At 42.5% G+C, this 20,395-nt stretch carries 17 protein-coding genes and 1 pseudogene; 12 read left to right on the forward strand and 6 right to left on the reverse strand.

What is annotated here, in order from left to right:
- Positions 1-152: 152 nt before the first annotated feature.
- Positions 153-1,274 carry a radical SAM family heme chaperone HemW gene (gene hemW, locus NAF17_RS00165; RefSeq protein ID WP_252755952.1) on the reverse strand — a complete coding sequence of 374 codons (1,122 nt, stop codon included), beginning with the start codon at positions 1,272-1,274 and terminating at the stop codon, positions 153-155.
- Positions 1,275-1,337: 63 nt separating this feature from the next.
- Complete coding sequence (locus NAF17_RS00170) at positions 1,338-2,126, reverse strand: PhzF family phenazine biosynthesis protein (protein ID WP_252755953.1); 789 nt, start codon at positions 2,124-2,126, stop codon at positions 1,338-1,340.
- Between the two features lie 194 nt (positions 2,127-2,320).
- Here NAF17_RS00170 and NAF17_RS00175 point away from each other — a divergent pair, with 194 nt between their 5' ends.
- From NAF17_RS00175 to porN, 6 genes are all read left to right on the forward strand, one after another.
- On the forward strand, positions 2,321-3,280 hold the full coding sequence (locus NAF17_RS00175; protein ID WP_252755954.1) for a DUF4271 domain-containing protein: 960 nt from the start codon (positions 2,321-2,323) through the stop codon (positions 3,278-3,280).
- 6 nt (positions 3,281-3,286) lie between these two features.
- A complete protein-coding gene (locus tag NAF17_RS00180) occupies positions 3,287-4,051 on the forward strand; it encodes a uroporphyrinogen-III synthase (protein WP_252755955.1) in 765 nt (254 codons plus the stop codon).
- Between the two features lie 257 nt (positions 4,052-4,308).
- Complete coding sequence (gene porK, locus NAF17_RS00185; protein WP_252755956.1) at positions 4,309-5,637, forward strand: T9SS ring complex lipoprotein PorK/GldK; 1,329 nt, start codon at positions 4,309-4,311, stop codon at positions 5,635-5,637.
- A 44-nt stretch (positions 5,638-5,681) separates the two neighbouring features.
- Complete coding sequence (porL, locus tag NAF17_RS00190) at positions 5,682-6,491, forward strand: type IX secretion system motor protein PorL/GldL (RefSeq protein WP_252755957.1); 810 nt, start codon at positions 5,682-5,684, stop codon at positions 6,489-6,491.
- A 35-nt stretch (positions 6,492-6,526) separates the two neighbouring features.
- Positions 6,527-8,044, forward strand: a complete 1,518-nt coding sequence (gene porM, locus NAF17_RS00195) for a type IX secretion system motor protein PorM/GldM (protein ID WP_252755958.1) — start codon at positions 6,527-6,529, stop codon at positions 8,042-8,044.
- A gap of 7 nt (positions 8,045-8,051) precedes the next feature.
- Positions 8,052-9,029 carry a type IX secretion system ring subunit PorN/GldN gene (gene porN / locus NAF17_RS00200; protein WP_252755959.1) on the forward strand — a complete coding sequence of 326 codons (978 nt, stop codon included), beginning with the start codon at positions 8,052-8,054 and terminating at the stop codon, positions 9,027-9,029.
- Positions 9,030-9,202: 173 nt separating this feature from the next.
- Here the strand turns inward: porN and uvrC are convergent, their stop codons facing one another.
- From uvrC to porW, 4 genes and pseudogenes are all read right to left on the reverse strand, one after another.
- Positions 9,203-11,026 (reverse strand): excinuclease ABC subunit UvrC, encoded by a 1,824-nt coding sequence (gene uvrC, locus NAF17_RS00205; RefSeq protein WP_252757464.1) that lies wholly within the window; start codon positions 11,024-11,026, stop codon positions 9,203-9,205.
- Positions 11,027-11,203: 177 nt separating this feature from the next.
- Positions 11,204-11,323 (reverse strand): annotated as a pseudogene (locus NAF17_RS18215) (four helix bundle protein); the annotation flags it as partial.
- A 143-nt stretch (positions 11,324-11,466) separates the two neighbouring features.
- Positions 11,467-13,707 carry a penicillin-binding protein 1A gene (locus tag NAF17_RS00210; RefSeq protein WP_252755960.1) on the reverse strand — a complete coding sequence of 747 codons (2,241 nt, stop codon included), beginning with the start codon at positions 13,705-13,707 and terminating at the stop codon, positions 11,467-11,469.
- A 6-nt stretch (positions 13,708-13,713) separates the two neighbouring features.
- Entirely contained in the window at positions 13,714-16,617 is a 2,904-nt protein-coding gene (porW, locus tag NAF17_RS00215) for a type IX secretion system periplasmic lipoprotein PorW/SprE (protein ID WP_252755961.1), read from the reverse strand.
- A gap of 563 nt (positions 16,618-17,180) precedes the next feature.
- On the opposite strand from porW, the gene NAF17_RS00220 reads away from it, so the two are divergent.
- The 6 genes from NAF17_RS00220 (at position 17,181) to atpH (ending at position 20,394) form a co-directional block, all read left to right on the forward strand.
- Positions 17,181-17,411 carry an AtpZ/AtpI family protein gene (locus NAF17_RS00220; RefSeq protein ID WP_252755962.1) on the forward strand — a complete coding sequence of 77 codons (231 nt, stop codon included), beginning with the start codon at positions 17,181-17,183 and terminating at the stop codon, positions 17,409-17,411.
- Entirely contained in the window at positions 17,408-17,794 is a 387-nt protein-coding gene (locus NAF17_RS00225) for a hypothetical protein (protein WP_252755963.1), read from the forward strand. Before NAF17_RS00220 ends, NAF17_RS00225 begins: the two co-directional genes overlap by 4 nt.
- Positions 17,795-17,826: 32 nt before the next feature.
- Positions 17,827-18,909, forward strand: a complete 1,083-nt coding sequence (atpB, locus tag NAF17_RS00230) for a F0F1 ATP synthase subunit A (RefSeq protein WP_252755964.1) — start codon at positions 17,827-17,829, stop codon at positions 18,907-18,909.
- Positions 18,910-18,956: 47 nt separating this feature from the next.
- Positions 18,957-19,166 carry an ATP synthase F0 subunit C gene (atpE, locus tag NAF17_RS00235; RefSeq protein WP_067062340.1) on the forward strand — a complete coding sequence of 70 codons (210 nt, stop codon included), beginning with the start codon at positions 18,957-18,959 and terminating at the stop codon, positions 19,164-19,166.
- Between the two features lie 104 nt (positions 19,167-19,270).
- A complete protein-coding gene (gene atpF, locus NAF17_RS00240; protein ID WP_252755965.1) occupies positions 19,271-19,765 on the forward strand; it encodes a F0F1 ATP synthase subunit B in 495 nt (164 codons plus the stop codon).
- Between the two features lie 80 nt (positions 19,766-19,845).
- Positions 19,846-20,394 carry an ATP synthase F1 subunit delta gene (gene atpH / locus NAF17_RS00245; RefSeq protein WP_252755966.1) on the forward strand — a complete coding sequence of 183 codons (549 nt, stop codon included), beginning with the start codon at positions 19,846-19,848 and terminating at the stop codon, positions 20,392-20,394.
- Position 20,395: the final 1 nt, after the last annotated feature.

Raw genomic sequence — 20,395 nt, forward strand, 5'->3', positions numbered from 1 at the left:
AACAAGTAGGCGTGCCCGGCTCTAACCGAAACGAGACAGTAATATTTGGCTAAAGCCATTTAAATTAATTGCTATCCCGCCCCTTAAAAGGGACGGTAATAAAATTTAAGAATATGATCGGTGGGAAAGTATTAATGAGAAGCAATGAAAAGTTAAAAAAACAAACTCGCCGCTATATTATCTGCGTAGAGCTTGCCGTGGGGGGTAAGGGTTAAAATATTGCCGGTTTGGGTAAGGCTGCCATCATCAAAATATTGCCTGGCGGCTTTTAAAACATCGTTTTTAGCGCCGGATGCAATGCTGTCAAGTTTGTCAAGGTCCATGCCCCAGCTGGTGCGGAGCGAGGTCATGATGTATTCATTCAAACGGTTGGTTTCCGTCAGGATCTCAATTTCGGCCGGGATAGTGTTTTCTGCTAAACTTTTTATGTAATTAGCATTATTAGCAATGTTCCATTGGCGGGTATCGCCATTAAAGGAATGGGCCGATGGGCCGATGCCCAGATATTTTACACCCTTCCAATAATTTGAGTTATGGCGCGAGAAAAGGCCCTGCTTGCAAAAGTTAGAGATCTCGTATTGCTCAAAGCCATTAATTTGCATAGCATGTAGCATCATGTTAAATTGTTCGGCGCTTTGGGCCTCGCTCATGGGCTGCTGCTTTTTTTTGCTGATGAAGGTTGCCAGCGCGGTTTGCGGTTCGACTGTCATGCTGTAAGCGGATACGTGGGGGATGCCCAGTTCAAAAACTTTTTGGAGGTTATGCTTCCACTTAACATCTGTGAGTAAAGGATAGCCATAAATAAGGTCGACAGTTATATTCTCAAAGCCTGCATCCTGCGCGCGTTTTACAGATGCTTCGGCTTCGCCGGCGCGATGCACGCGGTTCATCCATTGCAGGTCCTCATCAAAAAACGACTGGATGCCTATACTGAAACGGTTGACCGGCGTGTGGCGGAAAGCGTTTATTTTATGATGGTCCAGGTCGTCCGGGTTAGCCTCCAGCGTTATTTCGACATCGGCACTAACAGTATGTAGCTCTGTAATGGCATTAATAATGCGGATGATCTCGCCTGGCGAAAGTACCGACGGCGTGCCACCACCAAAATAAATGGTTTCTATAGTTTCGTTGGTGAGATAGTTTTTTTGCAGGGTTATCTCTTTCAGGATGGCCGCCACCATCTCATCCTTATACTTAGGTGATGTGCTGAAATGGAAATCGCAGTAATGGCAGGCTTGCTTGCAAAAAGGGATGTGGATGTAAATACCTGCCATGCCACAAAGGTAAGCGTTTAACCAAATTAGTATCTAATAGAATTGCCCGGATTGTTGATTTTATTATTCGGTCCAAAGCACCCCGATAGCATAAGTTTTGGCATAGCCTGAAATTAGTACCCGGTCTCCTTTATCAACGCAATATAGTTCGCCTGTCCGGTCTGATAACTGTATGGCCTTCATTTCATTTTTTTGAAGCCGCTCTGCCCAATAGGGTATTAAAGAGCAGTGCGATGAGCCGGTTACCGGGTCTTCTAAGATGCTCGATTGCGAGGTGAAATACCTTGAAACAAAATCATATACATCACCTTTTGCCGTAACCACCACGCCACCCGGATCAAGGTTGATCTGGTCAAACAGCCGGCGGTCAATCTGAATATCCCTCACTTCTTTTTCGCTATTGTAAATCAGCACATAATCGCGCGATTTAAGCACAATTGCAGGTTGTATATTTAATGCTTTCTTGATGATCTCGGGCAACTCACTTAAAACAGGTTTCCTGGAGGGGAAATCTAAGGTATATAAGCCATCCAGCTCCGACACTAACAGATCGCCGCTTAGGGTTTTAAACAGGATGTCTTTCTCTGGGTAATGCAAACATGTTTTAAGTACGTGTGCCGCAGCTAAAGTGGCGTGGCCACATAGGTCCATTTCAATTTCGGGGGTAAACCATTTTAGGTGTACGTGGTCTTTTTCTATGATAAAAAATGCCGTTTCGGCTACGGCATTCTCTTTTGCGATATTCATTAACACATCGTCGCTAAGCCAAAAATCTAACGGCACTACACAAGCCGGGTTGCCTTTAAAAGTTTCCCTTGTAAAGCTGTCAACCTGGAACAGATCTAATTTCATGTTCCGAAGTTAAGAATTACTTGTTTGACTGAACTTTATAATGCCGCTAAATATAAACACACCAACCATCACCTAAGGCAATTTTGTTAAGTAAATGAAATTACGCATGCTTTAGCCTAACCGCTTTTATTTGCCTAAATTTGCGCCTATTACACGGTTTTATATACATGCGCTGGTTTATTTGCTTTTTATTTATGGTTGTTACAGGATGCACTGCCGCGTATGCGCAGGCAGATTCTGTACAGAAACCCGTAGATAGCATCCGCGCCCGGCCAAGGTTTAAAGGGCCACTGCCTTTCCTGGATTCAGTAGCACACGCAACAGCAGTACGCGAAAAATTCGAGTCGGATTCGTTGGCGATGCTATACGTTCAGGCCCCCGATCCTAATCGCACTAATATGTTTGTGGATAGTATCTTAAAGGCCAATGCCTACAAAGGCGACCACTATTTTAGCCTCTCCATCAAAGCGCGGATAAAGCAGGGTTACGGTCATACGCGTCCATCTCGCGATATTTGGGTTATTGCCATTATCATCATTTTATTGCTATTTGCATCAGGATTGAACATATTCTCCAGTAAGGATATGAGCAATGTTTTCCAATCGTTTTACAACCGTAAAAGCAGCGCCCAGGCAGGGAAGGAGGATAGCCCCATCAACTTTTGGACGTTTGTGGGTTTGTTTCTGCTATTTGGTTTTACCTGCGGTTTGTTCCTGTACTTATTAACTACAGGTTACTATAAAGTTTATTATACAATTGCCGGTTTCCAGCTTTTTGCGACGCTGTCCTTAATTATCATTGCGTTGTTTGCCAGTAAGTTCCTGATATTAAAGTTCTTAGGTTTTGTGTTTAATATTAATAAGCTGGTGACCGATTATATATCGGCACTATCACTTACCTATTTTAATATAACCTTTGTTTTTTTGCCTGTAGCGCTATGTTTCAGCCTCATCTCAGATAAGTTCATCCCCTTTTTACTGGTGTTAACATTACTGTTTGTAGTAGTTATATTTATATGGCAATACCTGCGCAGCAGCGTAAGTATTATTTCAAATTTTCGATTTCATAAATTTTATTTATTTATCTATCTTTGTGCCCTTGAATTTTGCCCCATATTGATATTGATCAAGGCACTTGATATAGGATTTAGGTAGATACACATGGCTTTGGAAGATAGAAAAAAAAAGGTTAAAAGCATATTAGTTACGCTTCCAAAACCTGAGAATGATAAAAATCCTTATGCTGAATTGGCCAAAAAGCTTAATTTAAAAATTGACTTTAGGTCGTTTATTCACGTAGAGGGGGTGCCTGCTAAAGATTTCCGTAAGGAAAAAATTAACCTGGCCGATTTTACCGCTGTGATCTTCACCAGCCGTAACTCTGCAGACCATTTTTTCCGTATATGCGAGGAGATGCGTTTTGAGGTACCGGTAGAAATGAAATACTTCTGCCTTTCAGAAACTATCGCCCTGTATCTTCAAAAATACATTCAATACCGTAAGCGGAAGATATTTTTTGGCAAACAAACCGCTGCCGACCTGGCCGAGGTTTTGAAAAAACACTCTGCCGAAAAATTCCTATGTCCTTGTTCTGACGTAGCTGCCGAGGAAACCCAAAAATTCCTATTAGATAACGGTTACGATTTTACACCTGCAGTTCTTTTCCGCACCGTATGCAGCGACCTGAGCGACCTTGCCGAGGTGTTTTATGACGTTATCGCATTCTTTAGCCCGTCTAGCATCCAGTCTCTACATAAAAACTTCCCCGATTTTCAACAGAATAATACCCGTATAGCGGCTTTTGGTGCCACAACCCACAAAGCAGTTTTAGAAGCCGGATTGATCCTGGATATCCCCGCGCCAACACCTGCTGCACCTTCTATGACCATGGCAATTGACCAATATGTTAAGCAAGCTAACAAATAAATAAATTTTAACAGTTGTAATACTGCAACATTCTTCCAAAAAACCCCGTATAACGGTGAAAATATTTATGCAATAACGAAATATTTTTATCGTACTCTTTGCTTTTTTAACTATATAGAAGGCGTTTTTTTTATAACTTATAATAGCAACTTTTATATATAAAAACATTTTTTCTGTTTGGTTAGTGTAAAAGTGATATATTCGGGGGTGCGTTCTGTTACATAGGATTAATAGATATTACAGATTTTGGATACAAAATGAAACAAGTATACTTTTTAATAATAGTTTTGGCCGGTACTATATTAACAGGCTGCGGCATAGGCGGCGGCGGTGGTGCTTCAAGTGGTGAGGTTATAGGGGTAAGGCAACGATCTTTCAGGGCAACAACCCCCTTAAACATGGTTTATATCAAAGGCGGTACATTTTTAATGGGCCAAACAGACCAGGATGTAACCTTTGCCCAAACAGCTCAAACAAAACAGGTAACGGTACCCCCATTTTTTATGGACGATACGGAGATATCCAACACAAAATACAAACAGTTTGTATTTTGGGTGCGCGATTCTATTGCCATTACCAATTACCTAAACGACGCAAAGTATTATTACCAGCCTAAAAAAGGCGCCGCGGCGGATCCAAACGGCAAGAAATACATCAACTGGAGATATGTTGAGAACAACCCGGTGTTTAGCACACGTGGTAAAAATGCATCAGCAAACCAACAAAAACTACAGGGATTATACTACCAGGGCGATGACCGCGTGTTTGACCGTAACGAGATAGACGTACGTTTATTAAAATACAATTACGCTTTATTTACCCTGCGCGATGCATCAAACTTTCGCAACGATAAAACAAAAAAACGTTCGGATTTCATATTACGTGACACTGTAGGGGTTTACCCGGATACACTGGTTTGGCTTAACGATTTCTCGTACGCTGCCAACGAGCCAATGGTTGAGGGTTACTTCTCTCACCCGGCATACCGTAACTACCCTGTTGTAGGTGTTACCTGGCGCCAGGCCCGTGCGTTCACCGCATGGCGCACACGTTTAAGCGATGGTGCTAAAGATAAGCGCCATATCCCGCACAATCAACCTTATGTATTACCAAATGATGCTGAATTTGAGTACGCCGCACGTGGTGGCCGTATAGGTACCGATTACCCATGGGGCGGTCCTTATATTAAAAATGCTAAAGGATGTTTATTGGCCAACTTTAAACCGGGCCGTGGTAATTATACCGATGATGGTGGCGCTTACACCGTTAACGTAAGATCTTACTTCCCTAACGATTTTGGCTTGTACAATATGGCCGGTAACGTTGCCGAGTGGACATCATCTGCATATGATGAATCTGCATCAACATTCGTGCATGACTTATCGCCAACATTTGATTACGAAGCAAAAAGAAATGACCCCGAAGTGCTGAAACGTAAAGTTGTACGCGGCGGTTCATGGAAAGATATCGGTTACTTCCTACAAAACTCTACCCGTACTTTCGAGTACCAGGATACCGCGAAATCATACATCGGTTTCCGTTGTGTAACACCATTCCTTGGCCGCGATATCAAGGACAAACGCTAAACAAATCAAACTAAAATTATACATAATCATCTTTACAAAAGTTTATGGCTGGGAAAAAGAAACCTTTCGGAATTGGGAATATTATATCAATTGGAGCAACAGTTGTTATAATTGGTTTGCTGTTTAAAATTCAACACTGGAAGTTCGCTTCTGAATTTATAACACTTGGATTAGGTACTGAAGCTATATTGTTCTTTATCCTCGGTTTACAACGCGAAGACAAAGATGTGGATTGGGTACGTGTATATCCTGAATTGAATGAAGACTTTTCGGGCGAATTGCCAAAATCATCTTCAAGGCCGGCACTATCAGGCGGCGATAACTTTTCAAACACGGCCGCTTTAGACAAAATGCTATCTGATGCTAAAATTGGCCCCGAGCTTATCGGCAGCTTAGGCGATGGCCTTCGTACCTTTGGTGATAAGGTTAACGCTATATCAAGGGTAACTGACGCAGGCGACGCTACCGTCGCTTTTACAAACAAAGTAAAACAGGCAACTGCAAGCTACGATGGTTTAAGCACGGCATTTGAAAAAGCATCTGCCAACCTTAACGAAATGGCAAATACCAATATCGATTCAAAGGCATACCATGACCAGGTTAACAATTTGGCTAAAAACTTATCGTCATTAAACGCGGTATACGAACTGGAGTTACAGGATTCAAGCGCGCATCTGAAAGCGATGAACAGCTTCTACAAAAACCTGTCGTTAACGATGAATAACTTTAACGAATCGTTAGATGATTCGAAACAGTTTAAAGAGGAGGTTAGCCGTTTAGCTAAAAACCTTGCTTCGTTAAATTCAGTTTATGGTAACATGCTTACAGCAATGAACCAGCCAAGGGTTAACTAACATATTTAAGTATACCACACAGAATAATATAAAGCATGGCCGGAGGTAAAGAAACCCCAAGACAGCGGATGATAGGTATACTGTACCTGGTACTTTTAGGGCTTATAGCACTAAACGTTCCGGACAGCCTATTGGACTCATTTAAAAATATCACAAACAGCTTAGATCAATCGCGCGTAAACGTTACCACCGGTTTAGATAATACGTATTCTGCTTTCGAGGCTACTAAACTAAAAGAGCAGCCCGAAAAAGCAGGTAAACTACTAGCTAATGCAAAAGAAGCCACTAAAACATCTGGCGAGCTTAACGCGTATATCGAAGAACTTAAAAAAGAACTTGTTGAAAAAGGTGGCGGCATAAACCAGGAGATCAATGATGTTAATGCAAGAGAAAGCCTTGATATATCATCAGAGGTGATGATAAACGATAAAAAGGCCGATGTGTTAAAAGAAAAGATCGAGGCTACTAAAGCGAAACTGATCTCTCTTTTGGGTAAAGACGCGGCAGGCGTTAACTTTTCTTTAAATGCTAACGACCCGCCTGTGCGCCCGGGTTATCCCGGTAAAACCTTCCAGACAGGTTATTTTGGCGAAGGCATCCCATTGGGAGCGGCTTTAACCACATTGGCTAAAATACAGGCAGATAATAAAAATGCCGAAAACGAAGTAGTAAAAAAAATATTAGGTAAAGTTGACCAGGCGCAGGTAACCCTTAATCAATTTCGGGCTGTTATCGTTGCACCCACCGGTTATGTATTATCAGGCCAGCAATACAAAGCCGATATCTATTTAACCGCATATGACGATAAAACTAACCCCGTTATTACCGTAGGTGGTTCGCCAGTTCCAACTGCCAATGGTATTGGTACATATACCACAACCGCAAGTGGTGAAGGGATGCACAAATGGACAGCTTCGTTATTAGTAAAACAGGTAGATGGGCCGGCAAAATCTTACACGGTTGATGGTAGCTACATGGTTGCAAGACCATCGGCAGTAGTATCGCCGGATAAAATGAACGTATTATACATTGGTGTACCAAACCCTTTGTCAGTTTCGGCACCGGGTGTACCTAAAGAAAGTATAAAAGTAAGCATGAGCGGTGGTTCGGTAAGCGGTTCAGGCGGCCATTATACTGCAAATGTAACTACCATAGGTACCGCTAAGGTAACCGTATTGGGCGATAAAGGCATGGTATTGGGTGCTTCGGAATTCCGTGTTAAACGGATCCCGGATCCTAAAGCGATGTTTGCCGGCAAAAGCGGTGGTAAAACCAGTGCAGCCAACATCCGCGCGCAAGACAGGCTTTTTGCCAAATTGGACGGATTTGAATTTGACGCAAAATTTAACGTTACCAGGTTTAGCCTGGTCATTATAAAACCACGCCAGGATGCTGTTAGCTACACCGCGACAAGTGGCGAACTATCGGGCCCTATGCGTGCTGCTATGGGTAGTGTTACACCGGGTACAACGGTAGTATTCCAGGATATTATTGCTGTTGGCCCTGACGGCACACAGCGCGGACTTGACGGTATAGTATTACAGGCTAATTAAGAAGATTATGAAAACAAGATTTTTGATCATTGTACTTTGTCTGGCTTGCAGCGCTTCATTTGCGCAAACCAAAAAAAGGACAACCAAAAAAGCTGGTACGAGGGCAAAAATACAGGCCCCTGTTGCTTCGGGTGTAAACCCAAATAAACAGGTTTCCGGTGCCGCAAACGCGGGATTATCACCTGTTGATACCACCAGGAAAAAGCCTTTTGACCGCCCTATGGACGGTTATTACAGAAAAAATAATATCCTTAGCGCTAAGGTAACCCCTTACGCCAACCTGCGCGAAGCCGACGTAATGTTTGCTAAACGTGTTTGGCGCGAGATAGACCTGCGTGAAAAGATGAACCAATACTTGGGTTCGCCAAAAGGCAGGTTAATTGATGTATTAATGGCCGCTATTGATTTGGGTGAGCTTACCGCTTACGACCCGGCGCCTACTAAAGATGACCCCAACGGTGATGGATTTAGCAAGCCGCTTGCTACAGGACAGGCACGTGCCCGTATGGCAGATAGTGCTGTTGTAGATCAGTTTGATAAGGATGGTAACAAGATAGGATCAAGGGTGCAGGCCGGCGAGTTTAACCCGGATAGCGTTGTTAAATTCCGTATTAAAGAAGATTGGTATTTTGACAGGCAGCGTTCGGTTTTCGAACCACGCATCATCGGTATAGCCCCGCTTTACAAACCAAAAGCGGCAGGTATGGACCTGGATTATCAACCGGCGTTTTGGATCTATTTTGATGAAGCACGCAAAGTTTTGGCCGTTAAAGAAGCGGTTAGCCGTAACAACGATGCAACAGGCCTGAGTTTTGACGACTGCTTTGTAAAACGCATATTTACCAGTTACATTGTAAAACAATCTAACGATAAAGACGAACGCATCCGAGATTACGCACAAGGTATTGATAAGCTATACGAATCTGAAAGGATCAAAAAAACGATCCTGGATTACGAGCTTAACCTTTGGAAATACGGCGAATAATTTTACGCTTAAAATATTGATGCTCGTATGCGTAAGCATACGGGCATTTTTGTTGCCATAGCGTTTATTGCGAGCGATAGCGTGGTAATCTTCGACTTAGAGAGCGGCAGAGACAAGTCTATCGAGGATTACCACGTCGCTGTCGCGCCTCGCAATTACGCCTTTTTGTTTATTTATTGCAACCCCGTTACATCACTAACCGCCGGATTGAAGTATTGGATAATAGCTTTCGCTTGCTTTAAGTTTACTACTTTCTGCAACTCGGTTTCGGTTGCTTCGCGAATTTTTTTAACGGACTTGAAGTATTTTAAAAGCTTCTCGGCAGTGGTTTTACCGATGCCGGGTATCAGTTCCAACTCCGTTGCTAAAGTGCCTTTGTCGCGCTTTTTACGGTGGGCGGTGATACCGAAACGGTGGGCCTCATCACGCAACTGCTGGATCACTTTAAGGGTTTCAGAGCGTTTGTCGAGATACAGCGGGTATTGGTCGCCGGGGTAATACAATTCTTCCAGGCGTTTGGCAATGCCTATGACGGTTACCTGTTTATCTATCCCCAACAGCCTTAAACTCTTCATGGCTGATGATAGCTGCCCTTTACCACCATCAATGATGATCAGTTGCGGCAATTCTGTACCTTCATCAAGCATACGGCGATAGCGTCGGTGCACGGCCTCTTCCATAGTGGCAAAGTCATCCGGGCCAACAACGGTTTTTACATTAAAAAAGCGATAATCTTTTTTAGATGGTTTGGCATCCCTAAACACTACAATGGCAGATACCGGGTACGCCCCCTGGAAATTAGAGTTATCAAAACACTCGATGTGGCGCGGCAGGGTGTTCATGCGCAGGTCTTTCATCATCAGCGTAAGCAGGCGATCTATCCGCACATCCGGGTTCAACTTTTCGTATTGGTCTATCTTTTCCTTTTTAAAGTACATCACATTCTTTTGCGACAGATCCAACAGCTTACGTTTCTCGCCCAGCTTGGGTACAGTAAACTTTAGCTTTTCATCCTCTACGTCGATATTAAACGGTACGATGATCTCTTTAGAGGTACTGTTATATCTGGTCCTAAATTCGGTTATGGCGATGCTTAGCAACTCCTCGTCGGTTTCGTCGAGGCGTTTCTTAAGCTCGATGGTTTGTGTTTGGGTGATGGTACCGTTCATCACTTTCAGGAAGTTTACGAAGGCGTATTTTTCTTCGGATGCAATGCTGAACACGTCTACATCAGTAATAGAAGAGTTTACTACGGTCGACTTACTTTGATAGTTCTCCAGCAGGCCTTGTTTTCGGTTCAGGCGGTGGGCCAGTTCGAAGTTGAGGTCACCAACAGCTTTGTCAAGGTCGCTTTTTAAGCCACGTACAACGTTTCCTATCTTGCCATTGAGTACATCTGTTATCTCGCCAATATTATTGTCATAGTCGGCTTCTGACTGGTAATCCTGGCAAGGGCCTTTGCAGTTACCCAACTGGTACTCCAGGCAAACCTTAAACTTTCCTTTTTCGATATTCTCGCGGGTAAGGTTAAGGTTGCAGGTACGCAGGGCGTAGGTTTCTTTGATCAGCCCCAAAATAGTGTGCATCATACTTACGGAAGCGTAGGGGCCAAGGTATTTAGAGCCATCCTTAATGATGCGGCGCGTCCAAAAAATGCGGGGATAATTTTCGTTTTTGATGATGATCCACGGGTAGGTTTTATCATCCTTCAGCATCACATTGTAGCGCGGCTGGTGCTTCTTGATCATGCTGTTTTCCAGCAGCCAGGCATCTACCTCGGTATCTACAATAGTGAACGTGATGTTGCGGATCTTGGATACCAGTACCCGCGTTTTAGCATTAATTTGCGTATCTTTGTTAAAGTATGAGCCCACACGGTTACGCAGGTCCTTTGCCTTACCAATATAAATCAGCTGTTTCTCGCTATCCCAATACTGATATACACCCGGTTTGTGCGGTATATTTTTTAAAGCCTCTTTGTAATCGAATTTCTCCATCTGGTGGTTCATTTGTTCATTTGTTCATTGGTCTGTTTTCAGCCCAGATGATTTACCAATAAACTTTAAATAACTATTCAGTTTAATATGAATGGTTTGAAGCTTTTCTATTAATATGTTAAATTGTTCTTCGCTTACAAGGTTTCTGGTTCGTGCTTTTTTTAGCCAACCTTTAGTTTACAAAATGGAGCAGCAGCTGTAATAACAAAAGTTTCTGTTTTTCTTGTAATGAAATCTGCCATACCCTTCGACAATATTAGCATTAATCAAATCAGCAGATCTTACAATTTGTTTGCCTACAGTATCTTTTGCAAAGTAATCTCATTCGCTTACTAATAACCAAATGTTATTGGTAAAGGTTTCCGCTAATTGGTATAACTCTAAGTTCTCAAGATTACAATAACTCATAATATGTTGAACTATTCAACCTTTTAAGAAACTTAAAAATCAAGTTTCTTATCCACCTCGTTAGTGCCTTTTTGCTGCTGACTGTAGGCACCACAATCGAGCGTGATGGATATGCCGGATTTTGGCGGTACAAAGTCTACGTTCTTTTTAATGCCAAGGGATGTATTGGCGTACACCCGCTTCATAAACCCGGCAAAAATAGGCAGTGCGGTATTTGCACCTTCGCCAAGGCGGGTAGATCGGAAGTGGATATCGCGGTCCTCGCAGCCTGTCCACACGCCGGTAACCAGTTGTGGGGTAATGCCCATAAACCATCCGTCGGAGTTATCTTGCGTGGTGCCCGTTTTGCCACCAATAGGGTTTGTTAAGCCGTATTTGCCGCGTAAGCGATAGCCTGTACCTTCGTCGATAACGCCTTTAAGCATATAGGTCATTACGTAAGCGGTTTGCTCGTTCATGGCTTGCACAATGCGCGGCGAGTTGTTGTATAATACGTTACCGTTTTTGTCTTCGATACGTAACAAATAGGTAGGCTCCGTCCAAACGCCCTGGTTGGCAAATGCCGAGTAAGCCCCCGTCATATCAAATACCGAAGCGTCAAACGTTCCCAAACAGATAGAAGGGTATGGCGGTACATTACTGGTGATACCCATCTTTTTGATCAATTCCATAACGGGCGTTGGTTTTACCTCGTTCATAACATACGCGGTGACCCAGTTTTGCGAACGTGCCAGAGCAGTGCGCAGTGTAATAACACCCGGCACAGTTCCGCTTGGCGATGAACGTGGTGTCCAGTCGGCGCCATAACCGGTAATGGTGATAGGCTCGTTGGCTACTTGCTGACAAGGAGAGATCCCATCGTCGATAGCCACGGCATAAGTAAATGGCTTAGCGGTAGAGCCCACCTGGCGTGTACCCATTTTTACCTGATCGTATTTAAAATGCTCGAAGTTGATGCCGCCCACCCATGCTTTGATGTAGCCGGTAGTAGGGTCCATACTCATCAACGAATTGCGCAACATCATTTTACAATATACTATCGAATCGATAGGCCTCATCACCGTATCGATATCGCCTCGCCAGGTAAACAAATTCATTTTGGCAGGCTTGTTAAAATCGGCACGGATCTCTTCTTCGGATGCTCCCTGCGATTTTAGGGCGATATACCTGTCAGACCTATACATGCCCTTATCAAGCAGGCTTTTGAATGTCGGGATGCTTTTCCAAAGACTGATGCCTTTCCAATGCGCGTTAAATTGTGCCTGAAGGATGCGCATGTATTCTTTCTGCGCGTCCTCGGCATATTTTTGCATGGTGGCATCAATGGTGGTATATATTTTCAGGCCATCACGGTCAAGGTCATAAGGGGTGGTGCCGTCAGGTTTTAGGATCGATTTATCAACTAAGATCTTTTGTACCTGTTTTTTTAGGACTGCCCTAAAGTAGGTAGCGATACCCTCGTTATGATCTATGGGACTAAAAGTTAAACCCAGGGGTTTCGCTTTATATTCATCGGCCTGGCCCGAGCTTAAAAAGCCCTCTTCGTCCATACGTCGCAGGACGAAATTACGGCGGTTTTTGGCGTTTTCGGGGTGGTTTATGGGCGAGTAAATACCCGGCCCGTTTATCATGCCGATCAATAGCGCGGCTTGGTCCGGTGTAAGTTTATCGGGCGTGCTGTTAAAATAAGTACGCGATGCCGAGCTGATACCATAAGTATTATATGCCCCAAAATCAATGGTATTTAGGTACAGGGTAAGTATCTCTTCTTTGGTGTAGTTGCGTTCTATCTTAACCGCTGTGATCCATTCCTGTAATTTTTGGATAATACGCTTAAAAGGGTTGTGCGACCGCTCCGAGAACAGGTTAAGTGCCAGTTGCTGCGTAATGGTACTGCCACCCTGCTTTTTACCTATAAGGTTATACAAAACTATACTAAATGTACGTTGAAAGTCAATCCCCGAGTGTTGGTAAAAGCGGGTATCCTCGGTAGCTATCAACGCATTGATAACATTTGGCGAGATCTGCTTATAAGGAACGCTCGAACGGTTTTTGATGTAATATTTACCTATGATCTCTTTATCGGATGAGATGATCTCTGATGCCTGGTCGCTCTTTGGGTTCTCCAGCTCGCGGAAAGACGGCAGCGGGCCAAACACCTGGAAGGCTATGAGCAATATCATAATTACGAAAAACGAAAAACAGGCAATTACAAAACGCCATATATACCAGTTGTAACGTTTTATATTCTGTTGCGGAACTTTATTGATCATCTCTGTTTAGTAGTTTTGTTGATAATAGTCTGTATAACTATCCAGTTTTTTTCGGTCGGCTAATTTATCCAGATTTTCTTGTGTTATGATAAAAAAGCTGTATTTATCCTTTGGCACCTTCATTATATCGGGCATCAGCGGTAAAATTTTGCGGGCATAATCCTTAACCCCGGCAAGGTTATTAAAGCGGCCAATGTAAATCAGCTGGTTATCATAACCAACGGCTTTAAGCTGGTGTTTTATACCTGCGCTATTATAACTAACCCTGTTAAATTGTCCAATACCAAAACGCGACGATGATAAATTGATTGCACCGCTGCTTACATTTATCACCAGGTAATAGTTGGTGCTATCGCGCATGCTAAATATGGATGGCGCTTGTTTTACCGGCGCTACTGTTGGTGCTGCGGTAATTGGTGCCGCAACCTGTGCCGATTGCGTTACCAGCGGCAAAATATCGGTTTTGGTTTCAACCGGTTTTTCTTCTTTTAAAGGTTCTTTAACTGTGGCAACTTCAGCTGTTTTTTTTACCTCCACAGATGTAGCTTTTATGGCCGATGCTTTATCTTCCGCCTTAAATGGTGGCGTAACCGTTTTTGGCTCGGGTTTGCGCACATCCGGGCGGGGTATGTACTTTTCGGCAGTCAACCTAAATTCTGTTTCTTTTTGGTAAACGATGGGCAGGGTAAACTGCGGGTCATTTGTTTCGCGGTCAGATATTACCACCTTGCGTAACTCCAGTTCTGATTGATGTGCATTTATATAGGCCAAATGCTGGTTCACCAATGGGGTGATCAACTTATCGTCGGGATATTTGGCGGCGATACCTTGCAAATCAATATTAAAAGGAGTAAGTGGCTCCAGGTGGCCGGCCGCGAAAGTACGCAGGTAGTAGATCTGTGATGCAAACCTGTTATTCGGATACTGCGCCAGCAGGGCATCAGATGCAGTGATCACCCTTGAATATTGGTGGGTAGCATATAGGTCGTATATATTATTATATAAGATGCTAAAGCCGTTGTCCTCATCATTAATGTGTTTGCTGTATTCCGGGTCGAGGATGATTCTGGCGAAAGGCGTTTGCGGATAATTTTTCACCAGCAGATCTTTATACCTGTTTGACGATGCCGGATCTGTATCGCTGTACAAACGGTATAGGTTATAATAGATAGCCGCGGTATTATCGTTATTCGGGAAACGTTTTAAAATCAACTCATAAGCTGCAATAGCTTCCTTTTTATCGTTCAATACATCGCGGTAAAAATTGGCTATATCTAAATAAGCATCGTACATGCGTTTATTAGATTGCGCCAACAGGCCGGGGGTAAGCGGCAAATTTTGTAACAACTCCTGCCTGTAATTGCCGGCATTCACTTTGTTAAAGTTGCTTAAAAGGTTATTAGCGCCACCATCCGGGTCGGTGGCTTGTATGGTTATAGCGTTACTTTGTGTGATGTCGCTGCCGGGGCGGTTGGCCCTGCGCCAGTTGTCCTCTAAACGGCGATTACCCCAAACCTTTTTAAAACTGCTAAAGCCCTGGCTTACCGCGTTGGCGTTGCTAAAATAAAAGTTATCTCCGTTGGGTAAACTTTCTTGCGCCGGTTGGTTTACGTTGACGGCGCCACTTGCCTGTGCGTTGCTTACCTGTGTCGGTTGTGATCTTAGTATTTTAGCCTCCACCATCTTATCGATACGGGTAAGGCGGGTTGGCTCATCAAGCTTGGCAAGCATTTGCAAGGTGTCTTCGCGGTCTATAATTTGCAACCTATCGGCCAGCACCTGCAGGTTCTCTGCTTTCTTTTTAATAACCTGGTAGTTAGGGTAATTTGGCGATAAGCTCACCAGCGCGCTATCGTAAAAGTTTTTGGCGCCGGTATAGTCCGCTTTGTTTTTAAAATAAACATCGGCCATGCGCAGATAAGACAGGCCTTTTTGACTCTGGTTTTTTGTGCTGTAGTTGATAGACTGCCTGTAGCTTTTCAATGCGTTTTCAATCTCGCCATCATTATACTGGATCTGCGCTATCTGGAAATATACCTGGTCGGTAAAGTCTTTATTGTTTGAGTTTTTTAGCAACAAGCGCAGTCGTGTAAGCCGACTAACCTTTACACCATTCTGCATATCTTCTATGCGGATGCGGTTAAGGTTGGCATTAAAGGCCATGTCAAATATTACATTGCTTTTGCTCACGCGATCATAATTAGCAATGGCATCAGCAGGCTTGTGGTTCATCTCCTGTAATTGGGCCAGGATGAATGTCCAGCGTAATTCACGTTCTTTACCGTGCGCATTCTCTACCGCCAGTTTAGCCATGGCCTCGGCATCCACATAATCCTGTGTGTTTATATCATACTGCAATTTTGTGGCGTAAACATCGCCGGTGATATTCTTTTTTGGGTTGATATCAGCAAAAGCGCTGTCTAAAGCAGCCTTGGCATCATTAGGCTGATTGATGTATAATAAAGAGCGTGCTTTATAAACAATTGCTTCCTGTTTCAATTCGGTGTTTTTGCCAAACGAGCGGATCACATAGTTGGCATATTCTACCGCGTCAAAATAATTGCCATCCAGGTAATTGGCTTTGCTTAACAAAAAGTAGGCATCGCCCAGGTAATGGCTTTGTTCTTTAACGCTGATGATGGTATTGGCTTTTTCCTTAACCAGGTCAAGGTCTTTATCGGGTACATCACTTTTGGTAACGGTATCGCGGTAAACGCTTAGCAATTCGCTGTAATCGTCAACGTAACCGGCCTCATAACCTTCCTGTTTTTGGCGAAGGATCTCTTTGGCATTGAACAATATATTATATTTTGCAGTAAGGTTTTGCAGACCACGATTAAGACCGCTCTTTTTCTCAAGCGAGCAGCCGGCAATAACCAGTATAATGGCGAGCAACAATAACTTTTGCACAGAAGGGGTAGACGTATGCCTCAATGGGGTATATCTTGTGTGGATTATTTGCTTTTGTCTTTTTTGGTTTTTGATTAATCTGCTAACTTATAAAGATTTTCAAGCTCAGCAATTTCTTGTTTTCTTGCAGTACCTGCTTTATTCTTGATAAGGTAATTTAAGCCAATATAACTAATTGTAAGGTTATCAACATCAATAATTATTATAGTGCATGGCACCCACAATGATGTAAGCAACCTAGTGTTTGTTTACATCATTCAATAAATTCTTATAAATCTTTCTCAAGTATCATAGCGGATGCCTATTTATAACCTTTTCAATTTTACCGGGAAACGATTTATTAAGTCACTTATGGTAGTTATGTCCAAGGCGTGTTACTTCTCTTGAACGTTCAATAACAGGTTGTTTTAATCAATATTCTATATAAAGCATTTCTTCTTCATCCTGCTTAATAATGTTAACCACCTTTTCCAATTATGGGTATCCTAAATAATCTTACTAAGGTTTATAAATGCATTGCTAAAATACTAAAGATTATGCAATAGGTTTAATAAATTTGCCGCATGGCACAAAATGAACAAAAGCAACCCAATGATGGGGGCAAAGCGGTAAATGCTTACGCCAAATATACCGGTATGGCGTTTCAGATGATAGCTATTATTGGCATCTTTGCATTCGCCGGTTATAAAATAGATAAAGCCAACCAACACCATACCATGTGGGTAACAGCAGCACTTTCGCTTGGCGGGGTGTTTATATCATTGTTCATCGTTATCAGATCTGTAAAAAATTGAAACTCCAACCAACGCTTATTGCCTTCGCCATTTTTGTAGCGGCCCTGGCATCGCTGCCTTTAGCCCTTACTTTTGCCGGGCATACTAATTTATTAATGCCTTATTTTTGGGGGATGTTCGCCTACATTACAGGCCTTACTTTTTTAATAGTTATAGCAATATTATTTACCCAAAAAATAAACCCCGAAAACTACGCCCAGGTTTTTTTGGCCGGAACCACTTTTAAAATATTGGCCTGCCTGGCATTTATGGTAATATTTTTGCTGAAAAACAAGGTAGAAAAGGGCGTTTTTGCAGGCAATTTCTTTTACTTATATTTCTTAAATACGGCCTTTGAAGTTTACGTGTTATTACGTAACTTGCGCAACCAAAATTCAAAGTAAAAAACTTTATTTAGATATATAAAAGCTCAATTTTGAAATCAAAAATTTTTACACTTTTACGAATTTGTGCCGTTTTTTTAACGCTAACCGCATTTTCAATACCGGCGTTTTCGCAAGATGAGCACGCTGAACATGCCGAAGGCGCTGCAAAAAAGTTTGAGCCAAGCGAGATTATTTTAGAGCACATTGCCGACTCGCATTCACTGCATATTATTGGTCATGCCCAGTTGCCTTTGCCGGTTATTATTTATACCCATAAGGGTTTAGAGATGTTCTCATCGGCCAAATTTGCTTATGAAGCAGGCGAACACGAAGCGGAAGCTGCAGGCATATATAAAGGCAACTATAACTATAAGCTAATTAGCGATAAAGTTAAAATAGTTAACGAAGCCGGCGAAGTTGATGAGGCTGCCTCAAGCAAACTTTATGATTTCTCTATTACCCGTAACGTGGTAAGTATGTGGATGTCTATCGTTGTGCTTTTAATTGTATTCCTTAGTGTATCATCAGCCTATAAGAAACGACAGGGTAAAGCGCCAAAAGGTTTACAATCTTTTATGGAGCCTATCATTCTTTTTGTAAGGGATGATATTGCCCGCCCAAACATCGGTTACAAATACCAGCGCTTTATGCCGTTGTTGTTAACCGTGTTCTTTTTTATCTGGATAAATAACATGATAGGCCTGGTGCCTTTCTTCCCGGGTGGTTCAAACTTAACGGGTAATATAGCGGTTACGCTGGTGCTTTCGGTTATCACCTTATTAGTGGTTAACCTAAACGGTAACAAACATTACTGGCAACACGTTTTTGTGCCGGGCGATGTACCCGTTTGGATCTGGCCTTTGTGGTGGGTTATCGAGCTGGTAGGTATCATATCAAAGCCTTTCGCCTTGATGATACGTTTGTTTGCTAATATTACGGCAGGGCACATTATTGTGCTTAGTTTAATATCATTGATATTTGTGTTCAAGTCTTTTGCTATTGCACCGGTATCAGTTGCTTTTGTGGTGTTTATGGATGTATTGGAATTGCTGGTAGCGGCATTGCAGGCTTTCATCTTTACGTTGTTAACCGCTTTGTTTATCGGTACAGCTGTTGAGGAGCACCACCATTAATATTTGTAAATAATTATGTACTATATATTCACTTTAAATTTAAAACAATGATTGGAAGTATCGCTGCACTTGGTGCAGGTTTAGCAGTAATTGGTGCCGGTATCGGTATCGGTCAAATTGGTGGTAAGGCCTGCGAAGGTATCGCCCGTCAGCCAGAAGCTGCTTCAAAGATCCAAACTGCAATGATCATCGCTGCTGCACTTGTTGAAGGTGTTGCTTTGTTTGCTGTGGTTGTATCTTTCTTAGGCTTGAAATAATATTTCATCCCTTTAAGAGGATTAAAAAATTAACCGTTCCCGTTGCGATTGGCTTCGGGCACGGTTATTAAAATTGATTTTTTAAAATATATACATCATATATAATGAATCCATTAGTTACCCCCGAGATTGGTTTAGTGTTCTGGACAACGGTATCATTTGCAGTACTGTTTTTCTTACTTGCCAAATTTGCCTGGAAACCTATTATGGGCGCCCTTGACGACCGCGAGCGCTTTATAGAAGATGCGCTTTCAAAAGCTGAGGCTGCTAAAGAAGAAATGTCTCGTTTAACCAACGAGAACGAAGCTCTTTTAAAACAAGCGCGTATTGAGCGTGACACGATTTTGCAGGAAGCTAAAAAGGTTAAAGACCAGATCATAGCTGATGCTAAAGATGCTGCACATAAAGAGGGTGCACGCCAGATAGAGCTTGCCCGTATTGATATCCACAACCAAAAAACAATTGCTATGGCAGATGTTAAAAACCAGGTTGCTGCTTTATCAATAGAAATTGCTGAGAAAGTATTACGCAAGCAATTTGAAGACCAGGGCAAACAGGATGCATTAGTTGCAGAGTTGTTGAAAGAAGTGAAATTATAATAATAGACACGAGATACTAGATTTGAGACAAAATACAATAGTCTCACATCTCTAATCTCACATCTCTAATCTCAAGAACGATGTCAGAAATAACAGTAGCATTAAGATACGCGAAAGCACTAATTGACCTTGCCGAAGAGCAAAAAGCCCTTGAAGCGGTTAAGACTGATATGGAACTTTTTCTGAATACTGTAAAAGGTAGCGCAGAGTTGGCAGCTGTTTTAGGCAATCCTATTATATCGCACAGCAAAAAAGTAAACATACTTGCCGATATTTTTGGAAACAAAGTAAGCAAGGTTACTATTGCGTTCTTAAACATTATGGTTAATAAAGGCCGTGGCGAAGTATTATTTACCACCGCGAATGAGTTTATTGGCTTGTACGATATTAAGAATCACATCACCAATGCTAAAGTGGTAACAGCATCACCGCTATCTGCCGAGAACAAGCAAAAAATGCTTGACGATGTACAGAAAGCAATTGGCGGTACTGTTAAGCTGGCTGATAAAGTAGACCCATCGTTAATTGGTGGTTTTGTACTAACTGTAGGCGACAGGCAGGTTGATACCAGCATTGCCAGCAGTTTAAAACGAATGAAAAAGGAATTTGCACAGGTTGCAATTAAATAGT

The organism is Mucilaginibacter aurantiaciroseus, from assembly GCF_024055595.1.
GTDB classification, from domain to species: Bacteria; Bacteroidota; Bacteroidia; order Sphingobacteriales; family Sphingobacteriaceae; genus Mucilaginibacter; species Mucilaginibacter aurantiaciroseus.